The sequence below is a fragment of the Flagellimonas zhangzhouensis genome, assembly GCF_900102925.1.
Classification (GTDB): Bacteria; Bacteroidota; Bacteroidia; order Flavobacteriales; family Flavobacteriaceae; genus Flagellimonas; species Flagellimonas zhangzhouensis.
The window spans coordinates 1,084,787-1,105,817 of record NZ_FNKI01000001.1; the positions used below are offsets into that span (position 1 = coordinate 1,084,787).

15 protein-coding genes, 1 tRNA gene and 1 pseudogene are annotated in these 21,031 nt (G+C 41.0%); 6 read left to right on the forward strand and 11 right to left on the reverse strand.

Translation table 11 applies throughout. From position 1 onward, the window contains the following. Positions 1–12: 12 nt before the first annotated feature. Positions 13–1,143: pseudogene (locus BLQ18_RS04725) on the reverse strand (IS3 family transposase). Between the two features lie 74 nt (positions 1,144–1,217). Here BLQ18_RS04725 and BLQ18_RS04730 point away from each other — a divergent pair. Beyond that, positions 1,218–1,898: a DUF2130 domain-containing protein gene (locus BLQ18_RS04730; protein WP_090293214.1), complete on the forward strand. Its 681-nt coding sequence runs from the start codon at positions 1,218–1,220 to the stop codon at positions 1,896–1,898. A gap of 82 nt (positions 1,899–1,980) precedes the next feature. On the opposite strand, the gene BLQ18_RS04735 is transcribed toward BLQ18_RS04730, so the two are convergent. Continuing rightward, the gene (locus tag BLQ18_RS04735) at positions 1,981–3,108 is read right to left on the reverse strand and encodes a Fic family protein (RefSeq protein ID WP_090293216.1); all 1,128 of its coding nucleotides are present in this window, start codon (positions 3,106–3,108) and stop codon (positions 1,981–1,983) included. Positions 3,109–3,489: 381 nt separating this feature from the next. On the opposite strand from BLQ18_RS04735, the gene BLQ18_RS04740 reads away from it, so the two are divergent. Further along, the gene (locus BLQ18_RS04740) at positions 3,490–4,611 is read left to right on the forward strand and encodes a hypothetical protein (RefSeq protein WP_090293218.1); all 1,122 of its coding nucleotides are present in this window, start codon (positions 3,490–3,492) and stop codon (positions 4,609–4,611) included. Positions 4,612–4,638: 27 nt separating this feature from the next. Here BLQ18_RS04740 and BLQ18_RS17080 read toward each other — a convergent pair whose 3' ends face one another. The 6 genes from BLQ18_RS17080 to dnaE all read right to left on the reverse strand — a co-directional run bounded on the left by BLQ18_RS17080 (position 4,639) and on the right by dnaE (position 12,930). Then, entirely contained in the window at positions 4,639–5,088 is a 450-nt protein-coding gene (locus tag BLQ18_RS17080) for a hypothetical protein (RefSeq protein WP_245668066.1), read from the reverse strand. A gap of 336 nt (positions 5,089–5,424) precedes the next feature. Then, positions 5,425–6,660, reverse strand: a complete 1,236-nt coding sequence (locus BLQ18_RS04750) for a site-specific integrase (protein WP_090293220.1) — start codon at positions 6,658–6,660, stop codon at positions 5,425–5,427. Between the two features lie 253 nt (positions 6,661–6,913). Beyond that, positions 6,914–6,987, reverse strand: a tRNA-Asp gene (locus BLQ18_RS04755). A gap of 124 nt (positions 6,988–7,111) precedes the next feature. Continuing rightward, positions 7,112–8,041, reverse strand: a complete 930-nt coding sequence (locus BLQ18_RS04760; RefSeq protein WP_090293222.1) for a DUF58 domain-containing protein — start codon at positions 8,039–8,041, stop codon at positions 7,112–7,114. An 80-nt stretch (positions 8,042–8,121) separates the two neighbouring features. After that, positions 8,122–8,439 (reverse strand): thioredoxin, encoded by a 318-nt coding sequence (gene trxA / locus BLQ18_RS04765; RefSeq protein ID WP_090293224.1) that lies wholly within the window; start codon positions 8,437–8,439, stop codon positions 8,122–8,124. A gap of 105 nt (positions 8,440–8,544) precedes the next feature. Continuing rightward, on the reverse strand, positions 8,545–12,930 hold the full coding sequence (dnaE, locus tag BLQ18_RS04770; RefSeq protein ID WP_090293227.1) for a DNA polymerase III subunit alpha: 4,386 nt from the start codon (positions 12,928–12,930) through the stop codon (positions 8,545–8,547). Between the two features lie 210 nt (positions 12,931–13,140). On the opposite strand from dnaE, the gene BLQ18_RS04775 reads away from it, so the two are divergent. Both BLQ18_RS04775 and rimM read left to right on the forward strand, forming a co-directional pair. After that, positions 13,141–13,704: a 30S ribosomal protein S16 gene (locus tag BLQ18_RS04775; RefSeq protein WP_090293229.1), complete on the forward strand. Its 564-nt coding sequence runs from the start codon at positions 13,141–13,143 to the stop codon at positions 13,702–13,704. An 11-nt stretch (positions 13,705–13,715) separates the two neighbouring features. After that, entirely contained in the window at positions 13,716–14,246 is a 531-nt protein-coding gene (rimM, locus tag BLQ18_RS04780) for a ribosome maturation factor RimM (protein WP_090293231.1), read from the forward strand. A gap of 80 nt (positions 14,247–14,326) precedes the next feature. Here the strand turns inward: rimM and BLQ18_RS04785 are convergent, their stop codons facing one another. Continuing rightward, entirely contained in the window at positions 14,327–14,896 is a 570-nt protein-coding gene (locus tag BLQ18_RS04785; RefSeq protein WP_090293233.1) for a porin family protein, read from the reverse strand. A 216-nt stretch (positions 14,897–15,112) separates the two neighbouring features. Next, positions 15,113–16,483, reverse strand: coding sequence for an alpha-L-fucosidase (locus tag BLQ18_RS04790; RefSeq protein ID WP_090293236.1), 1,371 nt, complete (start codon positions 16,481–16,483; stop codon positions 15,113–15,115). A 153-nt stretch (positions 16,484–16,636) separates the two neighbouring features. Here BLQ18_RS04790 and BLQ18_RS04795 point away from each other — a divergent pair, with 153 nt between their 5' ends. Together BLQ18_RS04795 and BLQ18_RS04800 are read left to right on the forward strand one after the other, a co-directional pair. After that, positions 16,637–17,350: a tRNA1(Val) (adenine(37)-N6)-methyltransferase gene (locus tag BLQ18_RS04795; RefSeq protein WP_090293238.1), complete on the forward strand. Its 714-nt coding sequence runs from the start codon at positions 16,637–16,639 to the stop codon at positions 17,348–17,350. A gap of 174 nt (positions 17,351–17,524) precedes the next feature. Continuing rightward, complete coding sequence (locus BLQ18_RS04800; RefSeq protein WP_090293242.1) at positions 17,525–18,703, forward strand: acyl-CoA dehydrogenase family protein; 1,179 nt, start codon at positions 17,525–17,527, stop codon at positions 18,701–18,703. 1 nt (position 18,704) lies between these two features. Here the strand turns inward: BLQ18_RS04800 and BLQ18_RS04805 are convergent, their stop codons facing one another. After that, positions 18,705–21,005, reverse strand: a complete 2,301-nt coding sequence (locus tag BLQ18_RS04805; RefSeq protein WP_090293245.1) for an FdhF/YdeP family oxidoreductase — start codon at positions 21,003–21,005, stop codon at positions 18,705–18,707. Positions 21,006–21,031: the final 26 nt, after the last annotated feature.

Genomic DNA, 21,031 nt, shown 5'->3' on the forward strand with positions numbered 1-21,031 from the left:
AGATAGAACTGCTTATTCTTCTAAAACTTCATCAAATTTATCGTTTTTAATTCCTTGTGCGGTACCGCACAAGGAATTAAGTTCCAGATATTGTTTGGGGGACACATATCCCAGGGCCTTGTGTGGCCTATGATTGTTGTAATCCTCCATCCAAATCCGTGCCTGTTCCCTTACTTGGTCGATGTCCTCAAAGATGAACCTGTTGAGGGTCCCTCTCCCAAAAACGGCCGTTGAACCTTTCCACGAATGCGTTCTGGGTCGGTTTGCCCGGTTGGATATATTTGAATTCGATATCGTGCATCTCGCTCCATTGGGACGTTAGCTTAGCGATGAACTCGGGACCGTTGTCCATCCGTATGCGTTTGGGCTTGCCCCTTCGGTTTATCAGATGGTTCAAGACCCATACCACCCGGTTGCTTGTCAGGGAAAAGTCCACTTCGATGTGCAGCGCCTCCCTGTTGTAATCGTCCATGATGTTGAGTGCCCTGAACCGTCGTTTGTTCTCCAGGACATCGGTGACAAAGTCCATGCTCCAGGTGTGGTCCGCCTCCGCCGGCACCTCCAACGGTTCCTTTACACGTGCGGGCAGGCGTTTCTTCACCTTTCTTCTCAATGGCAGTCCCAGTGCCCTGTAGACACGGTGGACGCGCTTATGGTTCCATGGCCTTCCCTCTGCCCTCAAACGGTGATAGGCCATCCAGAAACCCTCCTCCGGATGTTCCCTGGCCTTTGCCCGTAGAGCCTGCTCGATCTCGCCGTCATCCTTTGGCAACGGACTGTAATAATAAACGCTCTTGCTCATGTTAAGGACACGGCACGCCCTGCTGATGCCGTAATGGGCAAGATCTTTGCCGATGCTTCGCTTGCGGCAGGGCCTCAGAGCTTTTTTTCGATGATCTCCTTGGCCATTTGGTGGTCAAGGGCCAAAGTGGCGTACATCTGCTTGAGCTTGCGGTTCTCCTCCTCGAGCTCCTTGATGCGCTTGAGTTCCTTCCCGCTCATCCCGGCGTACTTCGAACGCCACTTGTAAAACGCGGCGGAGCTGACCCCGTGGTCACGGGTTATCTCGGCAACGGACTTGCCGTTGTCGAACTCCTTTAAAATCTTCGCGATCTGTGTTGGTGAAAATTTGCTCTTCCTCATAATGCTGTTTAAAATTAAGATTATTATTCTACTTTTAAACAGTTCGGTTTTAAGGGTAGCTTACACAAGGATCTATGCAGCTTCAGGGTGAGGTACAAGAACTGGCCATTGAAGAATGGCTTGCTACGCAATTTCCGTTGGACACTATTGATGAAGTAAAAAAAGGAGCGCGTGGTGCTGATTGTATTCAAATAGTTAACACTCGAAGCCGTCAAAATTGCGGGAAAATCTATTATGAAAGTAAGCGTACCAAGGATTTTCATACCAGTTGGATAGAGAAATTCAAGGCCGACATGCGCGAACGTGATGCGGATATCGGTGTCCTCGTGACCGAGGTAATGCCCGCTGGGCTAGACCGTATGGGAATGATGGAAGGCGTTTGGGTCTGCACCTTTGAAGAATTCAAAGGACTTTCAGCAGTTTTGCGAGAATCTATTATCAAATTAAGTCTTGCCATGGCCACCCAGGAAAACAAGGGTGACAAAATGGGAATGCTTTATGATTTCTTGACGAGCACCACGTTTCGTATGCAGATAGAGGCCATTGTTGAGGGCTTCTCTCAAATGAAATCAGATTTGGAGAGCGAAAAACGGTCCATGCAGCGTATCTGGAAACAACGTGAGCGTCAAATTGAAAAAGTCATTACCAACACTATAGATATGTATGGGTCAATAAAGGGTATAGCCGGAAATGCAATTCAATCTGTTAAGGCCTTGGAACTAGGAGAAGGTGCTGATGATTTTGATGAAGATTAAAATTGATGTTCCTTTTAAAGGAAAGTTCATATTTCATAAATAATTGAGAATAATGAACAAGACTTGGCTTATTGAAGTTGCATTAAACTACAATTTTAAATTCTAGATTAAGGGTATACCGTGTGCTTTTAAGTTCACCTGTTTTGACTAGAATTGATTTGTTGACCAAATCCTTTAAGTCCCTTGTCGCTGTTGATGCAGATGTTCGAGCTATTCGGATATAATTATCTGCACTAAGACCTCCTTTGAATCCACTATATCCTGCTTTAAACATCCGTTGGACAACTTTTAGTTGACGTTCATTCATCAAAGAAGAGTTGTGATCAAAGAATTTTGCTTTTTGAATCAAAAAGTCAATGGTTTTAATAGTATGATTTTGTGCTGTGATTATTGTTTTTCCAAAATATATAAGCCATTCGGTAAGGTCTAGTTTGAAGTTGTGGGCCTCTATGGAAGAATAATATTCTTTTTTATTTGACTCAATAATTTGTGATAAAGATATAAGTGATGGATTTCTCAAATCCATGGATATTGATTTTTCTGAAAGAGCTCTAGCGATTCGCCCATTACCGTCTTCAAAGGGGTGAATGGCCAAAAAGTAATAATGGGCCATTCCAGATTTAGCTAATGGAAGCATTTTGGTTTTGTTCACGGTATGGATTTCATTGAACCAACGAACATAAGTTTCCATTTCGTTTGTCATTTGCGAAGAGGGAGGAGCCTCATAATGAACAGTCGGTTTATCAATTCGTCCAGAAACTACCTGCATAGGGTCCTCATGAGTGCGATATCTTCCGATATCCATCAAATCCCTTCTGCCATTGGTAAGCATTTGATGCCATTCAAAAAGCTGTTCATGTGTTAATGGGGCAGCATGAGTCTGATATAGGTTGACCATCAATTCAGATATCCCATATTCGGCCTGTGGGAGTTTTTGTCTTTCAGTTTTAAGCCCCAAATTCTTTTTTATGGATTCCTGTATGCTTCCACGATCAAGATACTCCCCTTCAATTGCTGAAGTGGTAAAGGCTTCATCAGACAAAACTTCAATTAAAAGCTCATTCTTGTCATTTGCATTTATATGTTTTATGGAACCCATGGCAATACCACTTGTTTGAACAAACTGATATTCCAAGTCTTTCAAGGCTGCCTCGTTATATGTGAAATTTGGCCAACCTTTCTGTTGCCAGTTCCATTTAAAAGCTGTCATGAGCTAAATAATTGTAGTTTATAGCTCAAATATAACTAAAAAATGAGCTATAAATTGCATTTTTATAGCCCAGAATGAATTAAACTATTCTGAAAAAAGATAATATTGGTGGTTTGAAATTTCTATTTTGATACTGAATAAGACATTTTCTTCTTCAAACATGATATAGTTCAACCCATGAATCAGAGTAATATTTAAGAGATGACTCCAGCGTTAGTAATTTTTCGAGAAAAGCCCCATTTTGTAGGTATAAACTCGAATTTTTACTACTGATAATTAGATAATCCTAATTCTTGTTGATTTGCTATTTAAGTTCATCGCAATCTAAATCCCAATAAAATAATCATCTGATTTGAAATTTCACCATTAAAGTATATAACATTGAAAACCAAAACAATCTCAAGAAAGGAACTGTATGAACTCGTATGGTCAAAACCATTGACAACATTGGCAAATGAGTTTTCGTATTCTGACAATGGGCTTCGTAAAATTTGTATCAAACATAATATTCCATTGCCCAAGGCTGGTTATTGGTCTAAAGTGAAATATAACAAGAAGGTTGCCAAGTTACCATTGCCTAAGTTAAAGGGAGAAGTCGTTCCGATCGAACTTTCCATTCGAGAAGAAGATGAAGATAATGGCATCCACTCAAATTCCATAAGAGCCATTGTCAGGAAAGAAATTGAGCAGGATCGAAAATTAAATTTTACAATTCCCGATAAGTTATCCAATCCACACGTTTTGATTCGTAAAACAAAAATGGATTTAAAAAATAAAAAGCCGAGAGAATGGTGCAATGGTCAAGGATTGTTGATACCATCTCAAGGAGTCCTAAACATTTCTGTTTCCAAGAAAAGTCTTTCAAGAGCTTTAAAGATTATGGACAGATTGGTAAAACTTTTAGAAAAGAGGGGTCATAAAATAGAAGTGGGAAGTACAACCAAAGTGATAATTGATGGGGAGTCTGTAAAAATTAGACTCAAGGAGATGGTAAAAAGGGTAGTAGTCAAAGAGAATAAGTGGGGTCATACAGAACTGATCCCCTCAGGGATACTTTCCATTCGCGCAGATGCACAATGGTTTTCTGAACAAATGTGGAAGGAATCAAGTGATAAACCATTGGAGGGCCAATTACTCAAAATTTTGATCTCTTTGGAAACCAGGGCGATGGAATCCAAGGCAAGAACTTTGGAATTTGAGGAAAGAAATAGGATACGGAAGGAGGAAAGGCTTAAGGAGATGGAGGCAGAAAAACGAAAAGTGGATGAACAAGACAAAACAATTGAACTTTTCCAAATTGCTTCCCGATGGAAAAAGGCAATGGATTTGCGAGAATCTATCGAAGCGGTCAAAAATCAGGCGGTCAAATCAGATTCCATGACCAAAGAAAATTTGGATTGGATTCAATGGGCCACTAACAAAGCCAATTGGATGGATCCCATTGTTAATATAGAGGATGAGATTCTGGGTTCATATGGTGGTGATCTTGAATTTTTAAAGTGAAGAATATGATTCCAGATGGAAAGTTTGTTATTGAAAATTTTTCTCTGTTCGGAAAATTCCATTCAATTCATACGTTTGAAAGTAATAATGGAATAATGCCCTCATAGGTGTTGATAGGCCTATTTGTCCCGAAAACAATCTGCTTAAATAAGTTTTATCCAAACCTGTTTGCTTAACTAGATCTTTTCGTTTAATTCCGAGGTCTTTCATTTTGTCCACTATCCAACCCAAATCGATTCCATTCACATCCAAAGAATGCACGCTCGGAATGACTTTGACTTCTCTCCCGAATAATGCTTTGGTCCGCTCCACCAATTGTTTTTGGTTCAGCATATAACCGTTGATGACTTTAGTTTGGGTTACCAATACTTTTTTTGGAAAACCCTGGGAGTTTGAATCCAATATTTTGAATTCAATACCTGAGGCTTTGTACCACCCAAATTCTCTTTGAACTTGCTGCGCTCTGTTTGATTCCATGAGTCAAATATATAAGTTTACATTATGTAAACATAAAATAAAATGTTACATATTTGAGATAAGTTATAAACGGAATCAAATCATATCAGAAAAAAGGAAACAACTTGATTAAAATTGGAACAAGTGCTGTACCGATACTGTACTAAAATCGAGACAAGCTGTGAACAAGTACTAAACAAGCATTAGTATGTATATACAAACATATATAAACTATATACAAACATTAAAAAAATAGAAAAGTTGAATTTTTTTGCTTTTTTTAGATTCATCAAATTGATACAAATAAAATTGGAGTGTCTCAATATGAGACAATTGGTAAACAAGTGAATATAATAATCAAATGGACTTGGCGAACTCTAATAAAGCAGGATCATTTTTCAATTTTTCCATATCGTTTGAAATTTTACTGTCCAATACCTTGGCATAGATCTGGGTCGTCTTCAAAGAGGTATGACCCAACATTTTGCTGACCGACTCAATGGGTACTCCATTGGAAAGGGTAACGGTCGTCGCAAAGGTGTGTCTGGCCAAATGTGTGGTCAAAGTTTTATTGATCTTGCATGCAGTGGCGATTTCCTTGAGGTAGGAATTGGTGCGTTGATTCGTGTAAACCGGGAGCAATGTCTTTTTTTCGATCACCCTCGGATGTTCTTTGTACTTGTCGATAATCGCCTCTGGAATGCTCAACAGTGGAATGCTGCTTAAAACTTTGGTTTTTTTCCTTTTGGTCTTGATCCATTTGTTTCCCTTGATGTCCTTGACAAGATCATCTTTGGTCAACTTTTCGATATCGGCGAATGCAAGACCGGTATAACAGCAGAACAAAAACATGTCACGTACCGTATCAAGTCTTTCGAATTCAAATTCTTGCTTTAACATGGCTTCCAGTTCCTCATGGGTCAGGAACTCACGTTCTTTTTGTTTCCAACTGGCCGACCAGTGGAAGAAAGGATCCCGATCGATCCATTGGTTGGCATAGGCGATGCGAACAATTTTCTTTAAATTGACAATATATTTGGTCGCTGTATTGTGTGAAACCTTTTTTTTGCTCTTCAAATAATAATCAAAGCCTGTTATAAACTCGTAATCGAGCTTTTTAAGCGGAAAATCCTTTTTTTGGTACTTGTGTACTATGTAATCTGAGATATGCGATTTGGCGGCTTTATATCGCTGAAGTGTTCCGGCGGAATATTCCCGGCCCACCAAACTTTCCATTTCGTCATTGTGATTTCGGAATATTTCCAAGATCATATACTGTTTTTGGCCCTTGCCCAAAAAGATGTTCTTTACGGTATCGGCATCCACGTATTCTTCATTGCGTACCAGATCGTCATAGATGGAAACACACTTGGCTTTCAAAGTGTCGAAAAATCGGTTCAATACCAGTGTTTCTGCAGTTTTTCCTCGTAATCGACCAGTGTTGGCATCCCACTTTAAAGGGTCGACTTGTTTGCCCGTGCTGAATTCTGCACGCTTGCTGTCCAATGTAATGCGGGCATAGATGGGTACTAATTTATTGTTGCTTGATTTTCTTTTTTTGGGGTAAAAAATGACATTGATTGTATTGAACATGGCAAAAGGTTTTGATTTAACACTTTGAAGGTACAAAAAGAGGTCTTAAATAAATGTTAACAAAACCTTGCAATAAATTATAAAACAGATAATTACAGCGATGGCGGTGAGCATTTTTTTGAATGTGGAATGCGCACCGAATTGCTCACCTTTTAGATGGTGTTTTTTGACGTTTTTTGGTGCCAATAGAAATTAAAAAAGCCTGTAAACATTTCATTTACAGGCTTTTGCATAAATTTGGAAATATTCCAAGCGGTCTGGACGGGACTCGAACCCGCGACCCCCTGCGTGACAGGCAGGTATTCTAACCAACTGAACTACCAGACCAATGATTTTATCTAAAAGACTCCTGCAACAGCGGGATTCAAATCTTGTTCATTTGCTTTTTTAAAGCGAGTGCAAATATACATTCTCATTTCGGATTCGACAAAACATTTTTTTAAAAAAATGATCACGCAAATTTTTGACGCTCGATCATAAAGGAATTCAATACTTGGGAGAAGTCAGATTTAATATCCACACCCACATACTTAATGCGGTATTGAGCGCACTTTAATTTGAGTTCCTCTTGATATTGCATCACCTTTTCGGCATAGGTTTTTTTAATCGAATCTGCATATAAATCTACATGAGCTCCCGTTTCCACATCTACAAATCGCTTCGGAGCATTGTCAAAGTCGAAATTTAATTCGTGTTCGTAATCCAATAAATGAAAAAGAACCACAGCATGTTTGTTGTATTTGAGATGACGTAGGGCTTCAAAAAGTTTTGCCTCTTCCGTTTCGGTCTGGAACATATCTGTGAACAAAAAAATCAAACTTCTTCGGTGGATTTTCTCCGCAATTTGATGCAAGTACGTATAGGTCTTTGTGGTAGTAGATGCATTTTGATGCGATGCAACCTCATTCAATTTAGAATACAACATCTGAAAATGACGCTCACTGTTCTTTTCCGAACTATGAAAATCATAGTTGTCCGAATAAATGCTCAACCCAACAGCATCCCGTTGTTTTTTCAAAACCTGCATCAAAGTGGCAATGGCCAGTACACCAAAACCAATTTTGTTCAGGTTTTCAATCGATGGATTTTTTACTTCAGGATAATACATGGATGCTGAATTGTCCAAAATCATATGGCACCGTAAATTGGTTTCATCCTCAAACCTTTTGGTGTACAATCGGTCCGTTTTGGCAAACAATTTCCAATCAATGTGTCGTGTGCTTTCGCCTTGATTGTAGATTTTATGTTCGGCAAACTCGGCCGAAAACCCATGAAAAGGACTTTTATGAATCCCACTGATAAATCCTTCAACAATCTGATTGGCCAAGAGCTCCAGATTTTGAAATAGTTGGGCTTTATGTAATTCCGAGCGTACGTCCATGGGTGATTTCTTGCGACAAGATAAAACAAAAAAGGCTTGGCATTTGCCAAACCTTTTCTAATTCCATTGTAAAAACAATATTATAAAGCCGCGTCGATTGCGTCGGTATAAACCTTTTTAGGAGATACCCCTACTTGACGGTTGATCACTTCTCCACCTTTAAAAACCAATACGGTAGGAATGTTACGCACACCATATTTGGCTGCGAATTGCTGATTGGCATCAACATCTACCTTACCAACAACAGCTTTGCCATCGTATTCTTGGCTTACTTCTTCAATGATTGGTCCAACCATTCTACAAGGTCCGCACCAAGCTGCCCAAAAGTCAACTAGTACAGGTTTATCGCTTTTCAAAACTACTTCGTCAAAAGTTGCATCTGTTATTTCTAGTGCCATTTTTTATCTCTTTTTAATATTAGGCAAAGTTAGTCAAATAAAATCCATCTAACTTACATTCAACATATTCGTTTTAATTATTGTGCCATCAACAATAATTATGGTCTAATTTAATTTGTAATGAATTTCGTGTGCTTCCAACTCAGAAAGTAACTCGCTGTTTATCTTTACTTTCTGTTTTCGGGCCGATAATTTCAGTTTGATTTCTTCCTCCATTTCATACACTTCAAAACTCAACGGGTGATCCCCTTTATGCATGTTGAGGGTTTCCTTTAAGGTTTGAATTCGATTTTCCTGTAATTTATCAAGATTCAGTTTGATGGTGAGTTTTCTAGCAAAGGCCTCCATCACATCTTGAAGCTGCTTAAAATCGTTGAACTGTAATCGTGGATCTCCTTTTTTGCCCGTATCTCGGTTCACCCAACCTTCTTTCACATAAGCACGAACGTACACAAAGGAATTAATCATCAAAAAGTGACGGAATTTTAGGTACTCCTCTCCAAAAATTCGAAACTCGTAGGATTCGTTATAATCTTCCATAGTGAACAAGCCCCAACCTTTTCCGTTTTTGGAAATACGGTGCTGCACATCGGTAATTACTCCTGCAGCAGTGAGTTCACGGTTCACGTATTGCTCTAAATTAGAAAAAGCAGAAACGTCACTATTGCAAAAGGCAGTGATCTCCTTTTTGAAATCATCCAATGGGTGTCCCGATAAATAAATTCCGACCACTTCTTTTTCGCGACGCAGTTTTTCCATAGTACCCCATTCTTCGCATGGTGGAATAATAGGTTCTGGAATCTGCACATCACTGGCTTCCCCAAACAAACTTACTTGGGAGGAATTCTCATTCTCTTGGAACTTTGCACCATATTTTACAGCCTTTTCCAAAAAGGTAATACCGTCTCCCTCATCATGGAAATATTGTGCACGATGCGTATCGGAAAAGGAATCAAATCCACCAGCTAAGGCCAAGTTCTCAAACGCTTTTTTGTTGGCAGCACGAAGATCAATCCGTTTTGCCATATCGAATATGGATCGATAATGTCCATCCTCTTTTCGGTTTTCTACAATGGTTTCCACTGCAGAACGACCTACGCCTTTAATGGCTCCCATCCCAAAACGGACCGCATTTTCCTTGTTTACGGCAAATTTGTAGTAGGATTCGTTTACGTCTGGACCCAAAACTTCCAATCCCATGCGCTTACATTCTTCCATAAAGAAAGTCACCTGCTTAATGTCGTTCATGTTGTTGGACAACACCGCAGCCATATATTCGGCAGGGTAGTGGGCTTTTAAATAAGCCGTTTGATAAGCGATATAGGCGTAGCAGGTAGAGTGACTTTTGTTGAATGCGTAGGAGGCAAATGCTTCCCAGTCTTTCCAAATTTTTTCTAGAACATCACGTGGATGGCCATTTTTTTCACCACCATCCAAAAATTGGGGTTTTAGTTTTTCCAGCAGGGCGAAAATCTTTTTACCCATCGCTTTTCGGAGAACGTCCGCATCACCTTTGGAGAATCCTGCCAATTTTTGGGAAAGCAACATCACCTGCTCTTGGTACACCGTAATCCCGTAGGTTTCTTGGAGGTATTCCTCCATGTCGGGAAGATCATAGGTAATCTCTTCCTCCCCATGCTTCCGTGCAATAAAACTTGGAATATATTCCATTGGACCTGGACGATACAGCGCGTTCATGGCAATCAAGTCATCAAAAACCGTTGGTTTCAAGGTTTTCATATGCTTTTGCATCCCAGGGGATTCGTATTGGAATATCCCTACCGTATCTCCTCGTTGAAATAGCTCATAGGTCTTCTCGTCATCCAATGGGAAATCATCAGGAACTAAATCAATACCCGTCCGAGCTTTTACGATTTTCACGGTGTCCTTGATCAAGGTCAAGGTCTTCAGTCCCAAGAAATCCATTTTAAGGAGCCCTGCACTTTCCACCACCGAGTTATCGAATTGGGTTACGTACAAATCGGAATCCTTGGCAACAGAAACAGGAACGAAATTGGTAATATCATCTGGGGTAATGATCACACCGCAGGCGTGAATTCCCGTATTTCGAACCGAACCTTCCAGCACTCGGGCCATGTTCACGGTTTGTCCCTCCAAATCGTCGCTATCGGAAATGTTCAACAATTCGTTGACCTTTTCCAGTTCTTCGGAACGGAATTTTTTCTTTAAATCGGCCTCTGGAACCCCAAAAATCTTACCCAGTTTGGACATGTTGGGAATAAGCTTCGCAATTCGGTCGGCATCACTCAACGGAAGATCCAGTACCCTTGCTGTATCCCTAATGGAACTTTTGGCCGCCATGGTTCCGTAGGTGATGATCTGTGCCACCTGATTGGCACCATATTTATTGATCACATAATCCATGACACGTCCACGGCCCTCATCATCAAAATCAATATCAATATCGGGCATGGACACCCTATCTGGGTTTAGGAAACGCTCAAAAAGCAGATCGTATTTAAGCGGGTCAATATTCGTAATGGTCAAACAATAGGCGACCACCGAACCCGCTGCCGAACCACGACCTGGACCTACGGATACATCCATGTTTCGCGCTTCGCGGATAAAATCTTCCACAATTAAAAAGTAACCAGGGTAGCCAGAGTTTTTGATGGTCTCCAACTCAAAATCGATGCGTTCGGAGATTTCTGGAGTGATTTCCCCATACCGTTTTTTGGCCCCTTCGTAAGTAATATGTCTCAAATAGGCATTTTCACCTCTTTTTCCACCATCCTCATCATCTTCGGCCACTTTAAATTCTTCAGGAATGCCAAATTTTGGAAGTAAAATATCGCTGGCAAGGTTGTAAGGCTCTATTTTATCTACAATCTCCTTAATATTTAAAATGGCTTCGGGAACATCTTTAAAGAGTTCCTTCATTTCATCCGAAGACTTGTAATAATATTCTTGGTTGGGCAATCCGTAGCGATAACCGCGTCCACGACCAATTGGGGTGGACTGTTTTTCTCCATCCTTAACACAAAGGAGAATATCGTGGGCCTCGGCATCTTTTTTATCGCAATAATAGGTGTTGTTGGTAGCCACCAATTTCACATTATGGTCCTTGGCCATTTGCAGGAGCACTTGGTTTACGCGGTCCTCATCTTCTTGTCCGTGACGCATAATTTCGATGTAGAAATCTTCGCCAAACTGCTCTTTCCACCAAAGTAAGGCTTCTTCGGCCTGCTTTTCACCAACATTCAATATTTTGTTTGGGACTTCACCATAAAGGTTTCCCGTGAGGGCAATCACATTTTCCTTGTATTGCTCCACAATTTTTTTGTCGATACGGGGCACATAGTAAAATCCATCGGTATAGGCGATAGACGACATTTTGGCGAGGTTGTGATACCCTTTTTTGTTTTTGGCCAACAATACAATTTGATGCCCGTAGTCTTTTACATTTTTATTGGTGTAATCCTCACAGACATAAAACTCGCATCCTACAATGGGAGTGATTTCAGTCTCGGTAGGCTGTTCCCCATTCGCTTCGAGTTCGGCATTTTTGTCTTTTGCAGCCTTGTTGTGCGCCATGATCTCTTTCACAAAGTGAAAGGCACCCATCATATTAGCGTGGTCGGTAAGAGCAACGGCAGGCATTCCATTTTGAGCAGTAGCTTTTACCAGGTCCTTAATATTAATGGTAGACTGAAGTACCGAAAACTGGGAATGGTTATGCAAATGGGCAAAAGGGGCATCCTCCAAGGTTTGGATGTTTTCTTGGATTTCCGCTTCGGATATTTCACCCGTATCTTGGGCCCAAAGGGCATCCGCAATTTTTTTGGAAGCCGCCTTTAGGTTGATATGTTTTAGACCGATAAGCTCAATCTCTTTTGGATTGGCCTCGGAAAAATGCTCAAAATAATCAGGCTGCACATCCAGCTCCTGAACGCTGAATTGCTTTTTACGAACTAGTTCTAAAAAACAACGGGTAGTAGCCTCCACATCGGCGGTTGCATTGTGCGCTTCTGCGAAAGGTTCGCCAAAAAGGAACTCGTGCAATTCGGTCAAGGTGGGTAGTTTGAACTTGCCACCGCGACCACCAGGAATTTTACACAATTCTGCGGTATGTTCAGTACAGGTGTCTAAAATTGGGAGGTTTTCCATTTTGTTTTCCACTCCTTTACGGTGGAACTCGCACCCCATAATATTTACATCGAAACCTACATTTTGACCCACAATAAATTTGGCTTGAATCAAAGCTTTGTTGAAAGCCTCTAAAACAAACTCCAAAGATTTACCCTCTTGTTCTGCCAAGGCAGTGGAAATGCCATGTATTTGTTCTGCTTCATAGGGAACGTTAAATCCCTCGGGACGAACCAAAAAATCCTGGTGCTCCACCAAATTTCCCATTTCGTCGTGCAACTGCCATGCGATCTGCACGCATCTCGGCCAGTTGTCGGTATCGGTAATGGGTGCATCCCATCGTTTGGGCAATCCAGTGGTTTCCGTATCAAAAATCAGGTACATAGGCTAAGGTTCTCTATCAAAAAAAGGAATGGATAAATGTACGGAAGTCGTCTTGTTTGTGGAAATTGAGTTTTTACGATTTATCAACCAATAAAAAATAGTTTAGTTGTTGTGGATTAGGAGATTTGGATTATATTTGCACCCGCTTAACAGACAAGCGATTAAATAGAATTAATAACAAGGGTCGGGCACCCTACAAATTAATGTGATATGCCAGTTAAAATTAGACTTCAGAGACACGGTAAAAAAGGTAAACCATTTTATTGGGTGGTTGCCGCAGATTCCAGAGCAAAAAGAGACGGTAAATTTTTGGAAAAATTGGGAACTTATAACCCAAACACCAATCCAGCTTCTATCGACTTGGATATTGATGGTTCTGTAAAATGGTTGCAGAATGGTGCACAACCTACCGATACTGCAAGAGCTATTCTTTCTTATAAAGGTGTTATGATGAAGCACCACTTGTTGGGTGGACTTCGTAAAGGAGCCTTGACCGAAGAGCAAGTTGAAGAGAAATTCAAAGCTTGGTTGGAAGAGAAAGAGCAAAAAATCCAGGCCAAAAAAGATGGTTTGAGCAAAGCTGAAGCAGAAGCTAGAGCAAAAGCCTTGGAAGCTGAGAAAGAAGTGAACGAGAAGAGAGCTGCTGCTGCATTGCCAGTAGAGGAAGAAGTTGCTGAGGAAGCTGCAGAAGAAACTGCTGAAGCTGCAACCGAAGAGGCTACTCCAGAAGCTGAGGCTCCTGCTGCCGAGGAAGCTGCCAAAGAAGAAGAATAGAACTCTAGACGATGCGCAAGGAAGACTGTTTCTACCTGGGCAAAGTCGTTTCAAAATACAGCTTTAAGGGTGAGGTGTTGGTAAAATTAGACACCGATGAACCCGATATCTACGAAAATATGGAATCAGTATTTGTTTCTTTGGGAAACAATCTGGTTCCATTTTTTATTGACCGCTGTCGACTTCATAAATCCAATTTGCTTCGTATTGATTTTGAAGAAGTAAAGGACGAACCCACTGCGGATAAAATCATAGGTTCGGAACTGTATTTGCCCCTTACCATGTTGCCTAAATTAAAAGGAAACCAATTTTACTTTCATGAAGTGATTGGGTTCACCATGTTGGATGAGGTGCATGGTGACATTGGAAAAATTGTTGCCGTAAACGATAGTGCTTCCCAAGATCTTTTTGAAGTGGAAAAGGACGGTAAGGAACTTCTGATTCCAGTAAGTGATGAGATCATCATTAAAGTGGACCGTGAAAACCAAACCATCCATGTGAAAACTCCAGAGGGTTTGGTGGATTTGTATCTTGGAGAATAAAAAACTATACTATCAATAAAAAGGGCGGCCATTGGCCGCCCTTTTTGTGGTTGTTGGTATATAGAACTGAAAAGCCAGTTTTATTTTTTCCATTTTCCTCCACCTACGTAGAAGCCTAAGGAAATGCCTAAGTAGGAGTTTTTAATTTCAGCACCATCTATTTCGGTCTTTCCAATAAGATTATAGTTAACCGCCGCGCGGAATTTACCCCATTCGAATCCAGTACGAATCATACCGCCAAACTTCCCGTCAACTTCTGCTTCCGCATCAGGACCAAAATCTTCAAAACTAAGGTTGGCTAGAGCGCTAAAACCTACACCTGCACCGACGAATGGAGCAAAGGAGGAACTGCCATTGTTAAAATAGTAATCAAAAGTTCCCAAATAAGATGAACTTGCAGCTAAATCTGCTTCCAAAGATACTCCTGAGTCAGTTACGTTTTTAGCCATAATTGCTGATTCAAAACGAATACCCACGTTCATGTTGTCTGCAACATTGTACTTGGGTTCAATACCAAATAGAAGACCACCTCCTCCATCAGGCATGGTATAACCAAAGTCTAGTCCAGCACGGAATTTACCTTCTTCTTGCGCTTGTGCCATTTGAAATGTACCAGCAATAATGACCATCGCAACTAAAAATTTCTTCATAATAAGATGTTTAAGAATTGGAATTTTATGGAATAGGAATTAGCCTATTCATTATTAAAGCCACGAATTAAGGGTGTTGGTTTTGAAGAAATTGAGGTGATCTAACGGATGGCTTGTTTCAACCAACGAATGCTAGTTTTCAATTGACGGGGTAATTCAATTACAAAAAAAATCCACCTTTAGGTGGATTTTAAAAACTATATATGAAGATGTGTGTTATTTCAAAATCACTTCAATCACTGGAATTTCTACATTCGGCTTGTTTACGGGTAAAATCAAATTGATATCGTTTTCCCCGAATGTCTGCTTGTGCATCCAGTGGCTGTAAGGTTCAGAAATTTCAAGTTCAGAGGCATCATGCAAAAACTGCGCATATTTGATTTTATCTTTCATCCCCTCCAACAACAAATATTTTATAGGGTAATCCAACAAGTGAATGTAAAGTCTATTCGTTTTAGGGTTGTACGTCAAAATGGAATTATCAGGAGCTTTAATGTCATCAGGAGCTTGGGTAGCTCCATAAATGGAGCGGTCGTTGTATTTCATCCATTCACCCATACCTTCCAATGCATTGTCTACTCTATAATCAAAAGTCCCTCTGCCTGTAGGGCCGACGTTTAATAGCACGTTTCCACCCTTGCTCACAGATTCAATCAAAAGTGTCAACAATTGTCTTTTGTTTTTCCAAGTATGCTCGTCACGGTAATAGCCCCAAGATCCAGAAAAGGTTTGGCACGTTTCCCAAGGCACACGTTTGCCCTCATATTCCAACCATTTTTTCACCTTAAACTGCTCAGGAGTGGTGTAATCCCATCCACCAGCATAATCCTTAATGCCAGCTCTGTCATTTATGATGATTTCAGGTTGAAGTTTACGAACTAGTTTCAGAAGTCCTTCCGAATCCCAATCCTCGCCACTTTTCCCAAAGGGATCGGGAAACGAATAATCCAACCATAAAAGGTCAATTTTACCGTAATTGGTAAGGATTTCTGTAACCTGGTCTTTCAGGTACTGTCGGTAGACATCCATGTCCTTGCCCTTGTTCAATTTATCGTATTCCTTTTGGGTTTCGACACTCATAGGATGGTTACGGTCAATGGTATAGTCAGGGTGATGCCAATCCAAAAGCGAATAATAAAATCCAACTTTCAATCCTTCTGCCCTAAAAGCATCAACCCACTCTTGAATGGCATCTTTTCCATAAGGACTATTGGTGATTTTAAAATCGGTGTATTTGGAATCGAAAAGGGTGAAACCCTCATGGTGTTTTGTGGTGATCACGGCATATTTCATGCCAGCGGCCTTAGCTTTTTTGGCCCATTCGGTGGGGTCGTAAAGGTCTGGGTTGAACAGGTCGAAGTATTTTTGGTATTCCTCATTCGGAATGCGCTCTTTTTTCTGTACCCATTCGTGGCGGGCAGCTTGGGAATAAAGCCCCCAATGAATGAACATGCCGAACCGAGCTTCGGTCCACCATTCTAAGCGTTTTTCTTTTTCGGCGTCCGTTTCGTCCCAAATTTTCTTTTGGGCGTTGGTTAGGTTGAAACAAAAAATGGAAAGAACGGCAACTAGAAATATTCTGTTCATCGGGGGTTTTTGGTTGGTTATTATGCCCCAAAAATCGGGCTTGGAGAAATCAATACAAAACTTCAAGGGTAATGACGGATAAGAATTATGAAGATGGTAATTTAATGCCATCAAATTTTATTTTTGCAAAGTATACCCCAATTTAATTGTGTAATGTCAACACCCTTTAAATTCAAACAATTCACGATTCACCAAGATCAATGCGCCATGAAAGTGGGCACCGATGGCGTGCTTTTAGGTGCATGGGCATCTTTGGAACATCAACCGTATTCCATTTTGGATATCGGAGCTGGCACGGGCCTGATTGCTTTACAAATGGCACAGCGTTCCCATGCCGAACTTATCGATGCCATTGAGTTGGATGATGATGCCTATGAGCAATGCGTTGCCAATTTTGAGGCTTCACCATGGGGAGACAGACTTTTCTGTTATCATGCAGGTTTTGATGAATTTGTGGATGAAATGGATGAGGAGTATGATTTAATTATTTCCAATCCACCATTTTATGCTGAAGAAGTGGGTAGTGGAGATGATGCAAGGGACAAAGCAAGACAGAACAGTTCGTTGCCTTTTGATGAATTGGTCGATGGGGTTTCCAAACTATTGATTGCAGATGGACGATTTGCAGTCATTATTCCTCATAAAGAAGAAATCTATTTTATGGAGTTGTGTTCCAATGTCGGATTATACCCAAATCGAATCACAAGAGTTAAGGGAAATCCTGACGCTGATTTTAAAAGAAGCCTAATGGAATTTAGCAGAAAAAAAGTAGCGGTAAAGGAAAATGAATTGACCATAGAACATGGCCGTCATGACTACACAAAAGAGTATATTGAGCTTACGCAAGCATTTTATTTAAAAATGTAACAATACCAAAGCTAAATGTTATATTTGACAAATTGTGTGATGTGTTAAAATTCATATCAAATGGTTGCTGAGCGCCAGCCTGCGGCAGGCAGATAGTCGAAGCAACAAGAAAATTCAGTTACAATAAAAATGGATTCCTGCCTGCGCAGGAATGACAAAATAAAATTATAATCAATGAAACCCGACTTATTCGAAGCCCCTGACTACTACAATTTGGATGATTTGCTTTCTGAAGAGCATAAATTAGTGCGCGATGCCGCACGTCAATGGGTAAAGCGAGATGTGTCCCCAATCATTGAGGAATATGCCCAAAAAGCAGAATTCCCAAAGCAGATTATTGCTGGTTTGGCAGAAATCGGTGCTTTTGGCCCCTACATTCCCGAAGAATATGGCGGAGCAGGATTAGATCAGATAAGTTACGGGTTGATTATGCAAGAAATTGAGCGAGGAGATAGCGGGGTTCGTTCAACGGCTTCGGTACAATCTTCTTTGGTGATGTATCCCATTTTTGCCTACGGTTCGGAAGAACAGCGTAAAAAATACTTGCCCAAGTTGGCCTCAGGGGAGTGGATGGGGTGTTTTGGATTGACAGAGCCCAATCATGGATCCAACCCTGGAGGGATGGAAACCAAGTTCAAGGAGGCAGGTGATCACTATGTGTTGAATGGAGCCAAATTGTGGATTTCAAATTCCCCGTTTGCCGATGTGGCTGTGGTTTGGGCCAAGAACGAAGAGGGTCGAATTCATGGTTTGATCGTGGAACGTGGAATGGAGGGTTTTTCCACTCCAGAAACGCACAATAAATGGTCGCTTCGTGCTTCGGCCACGGGTGAGCTTATTTTTGATAATGTAAAAGTTCCAAAGGAAAATCTATTGTCTGGCAAAAGTGGATTGGGTGCTCCGCTAGGTTGTTTGGATTCCGCTCGGTTTGGAATAGCTTGGGGTGCCATCGGTGCAGCAATGGATTGTTACGATACCGCACTTAGATATGCTAAAGAACGTATACAGTTTGGAAAACCAATTGCTGCTTATCAACTTCAACAAAAGAAATTGGCCGAAATGATCACCGAGATCACCAAAGCACAATTATTGGCTTTCCGTTTGGGGCAACTTAAAAATGAGGGTAGGGCGACTACAGCCCAAATTTCCATGGCGAAGCGAAACAATGTGGAAATGGCCATTAAAATTGCACGTGAGGCAAGACAAATGTTGGGTGGAATGGGAATCACAGGCGAATACAGCATTATGCGCCACATGATGAATCTTGAAAGTGTGATTACTTACGAGGGCACTCATGACATTCACTTGTTGATCACTGGGGCAGATATCACAGGGATTCCAGCTTTTAAATAGTTTAAGAAACTTTTTCGACCGTAACCTTTATTGATTTGCTGATGGGAGTCTGGCTCTTATCTGCAAACTGGTTGTGTGGCACCAATAAATTGGTCTCTGGGAAATAGGCGGCCATATTCCCTTTTGGAATGTCGTACGGAATTACCAAGAATTGTTCAGCCGTACGTTGGATATCATCATAAAAACTGTGCAAATTCACCACATCCAACCTGTTGAGGTTTCTATCTTTCATGTCATCTTCGTGCATAAAAACCACTCTTCTTTCATTGTAAATGCCCCGATACCGATCATTTAGACCATAAATTGTGGTATTGAATTGATCGTGGGAACGAATCGTCATCAGCAGTAATTCATCGGGTTTTAACTGATGTTCAGAAAGTGGGTTGATGGTCAATTGTGCCATTCCGTTCGGAAGCATTCTAAAATCCCGCTCACGGACATTGTTGGGCAGATAATAGCCAAATCCTTTGGATTGCTCGCTGGTGTTTTCAAACCCTTTTACCGTTTTATCAATCAAATTTCGAATAAGATTATAGTCTTGACCCAAAGCATTCCAATCCATAGGGTGTTCTCCTTTAAAATAGGCATGGGCCATTTGTGAAATAATCTCGGGCTCACTTTTAATATGTTCCGAAGCTGGAGGGAGAAGCCCTTTGCTTTGCCTTACTTTTCCCATACTGCTTTCCATGGTCATGAATTGCAGTTCCCCATTTTTCTCATCTTTTTCCGACCGACCATAAGTGGGTAGAAGCAAAGCTGTTTTTCCCGTCACCAAATGACTTCGATTTAATTTGGTACTAATTTGAACAGTAAGGATACAATTTTCAATGGCCTCGGCCGTGTATTGCGTATCCGAAGCTGCCATTACGAAGTTGCCACCCAAACAAATAAAGACTTTGGCCTTTTTCTCGTGCATGGCTTGTATGGCTTCCACAGTGTCATACCCTTGTTCTGTGGGTGGGTCAAATAGGAGGTGTTCCTTTATTTTTTGGTTCAACGTTTTGTTCACATAGTGCATAATGCCCACGGAACGGTCACCTTGCACATTGCTGTGGCCACGAACGGGACAAGTGCCTGCAAATGGTTTTCCAATGGCACCTTTTAGCAAGAGAATGTTTATATATTCCTGAATACAGTTCACGGCATTTTTGTGTTGGGTAATGCCCATGGCCCAACAGATCACAATGTTGGATTTTTCTGCTAACAATTGAACCGCTTTATCAATTTTACGCATGGAAACGCCTGTTCTGCGTTGCAGTTCTTCTATTTCGTATTTGGATAAGTTTTCGATTAATTCATCATAACCATCCACATATTCTACGATAAATTCATGGTCCAGAACATTTGAATGTTGCGCATCCAAAGTGACTAATTTTTTCAAAATCAATTTGGCAAGAGCGATATCCTCATTGATGCGAACTGGTAGGTGCAAATCGGCAATCTTTTGTCCATGGCCCAAGATGCCCGATACCTTTTGAGGATTTTTAAAACTGACCAGTCCTGTTTCTGCCAAAGGGTTGATGCTAATGACTTTTCCGCCATTCTTTTTGCATTTTTCCAAAGCAGATAACATTCTAGGATGGTTGGTACCTGGATTTTGCCCTACTACCAAAACCACTTCCGCTCCATGCAAATCATCCAAGGTAACCGAACCTTTTCCAATGCCAAGCGTTTGCGATAAGGCCACCCCAGAAGATTCATGGCACATGTTGGAGCAATCGGGCATATTGTTGGTGCCAAAAGCTCGGGCGAACATGCCATATAAAAAAGCGGCTTCGTTGCTGGATCGCCCCGAAGTATAAAAAATGGCCTCGTTCGGAGTATTCAATTGGTGCAATTTTTCTGCAATCAAATCATAGGCTTCGGCCCAATCGATGGGTTCGTAATAAACGCTGTTGGGACGTAACACCATGGGTTCCACAACGCGTCCCAATTTGTTGAGTTCGTAATCGCTTAAAAGGGACAATTCTTCCACGGAATGTTTGGAGAAGAAGTCCGCTCCAATATGATCTTTCGTGGCTTCATCGGCTAATGCCTTTGCGCCATTTTCACAATATTCAGCAATGTTTGAGGGGTTTTTTGGAACGGGCCATGCACAACTGGGGCAGCGAAAGCCATCCTCTTGGTTCATTTCTGCAAGGGTTTTCATGGACTTGGCAATTCCCATTTCCTTAAAGGTATGCCGCAATGCCTCCTTTACACCAAGCAGCCCTGCAGAATGGTGCATGGGTTCCTTAAGTCGCAGTCCAGTAAATTTGATTTCTCCTGTGAGTGAAACGTTTCTGGTGAATTCTTTTGCCATGGACCTTGAGGATTTGTTTTAATTCT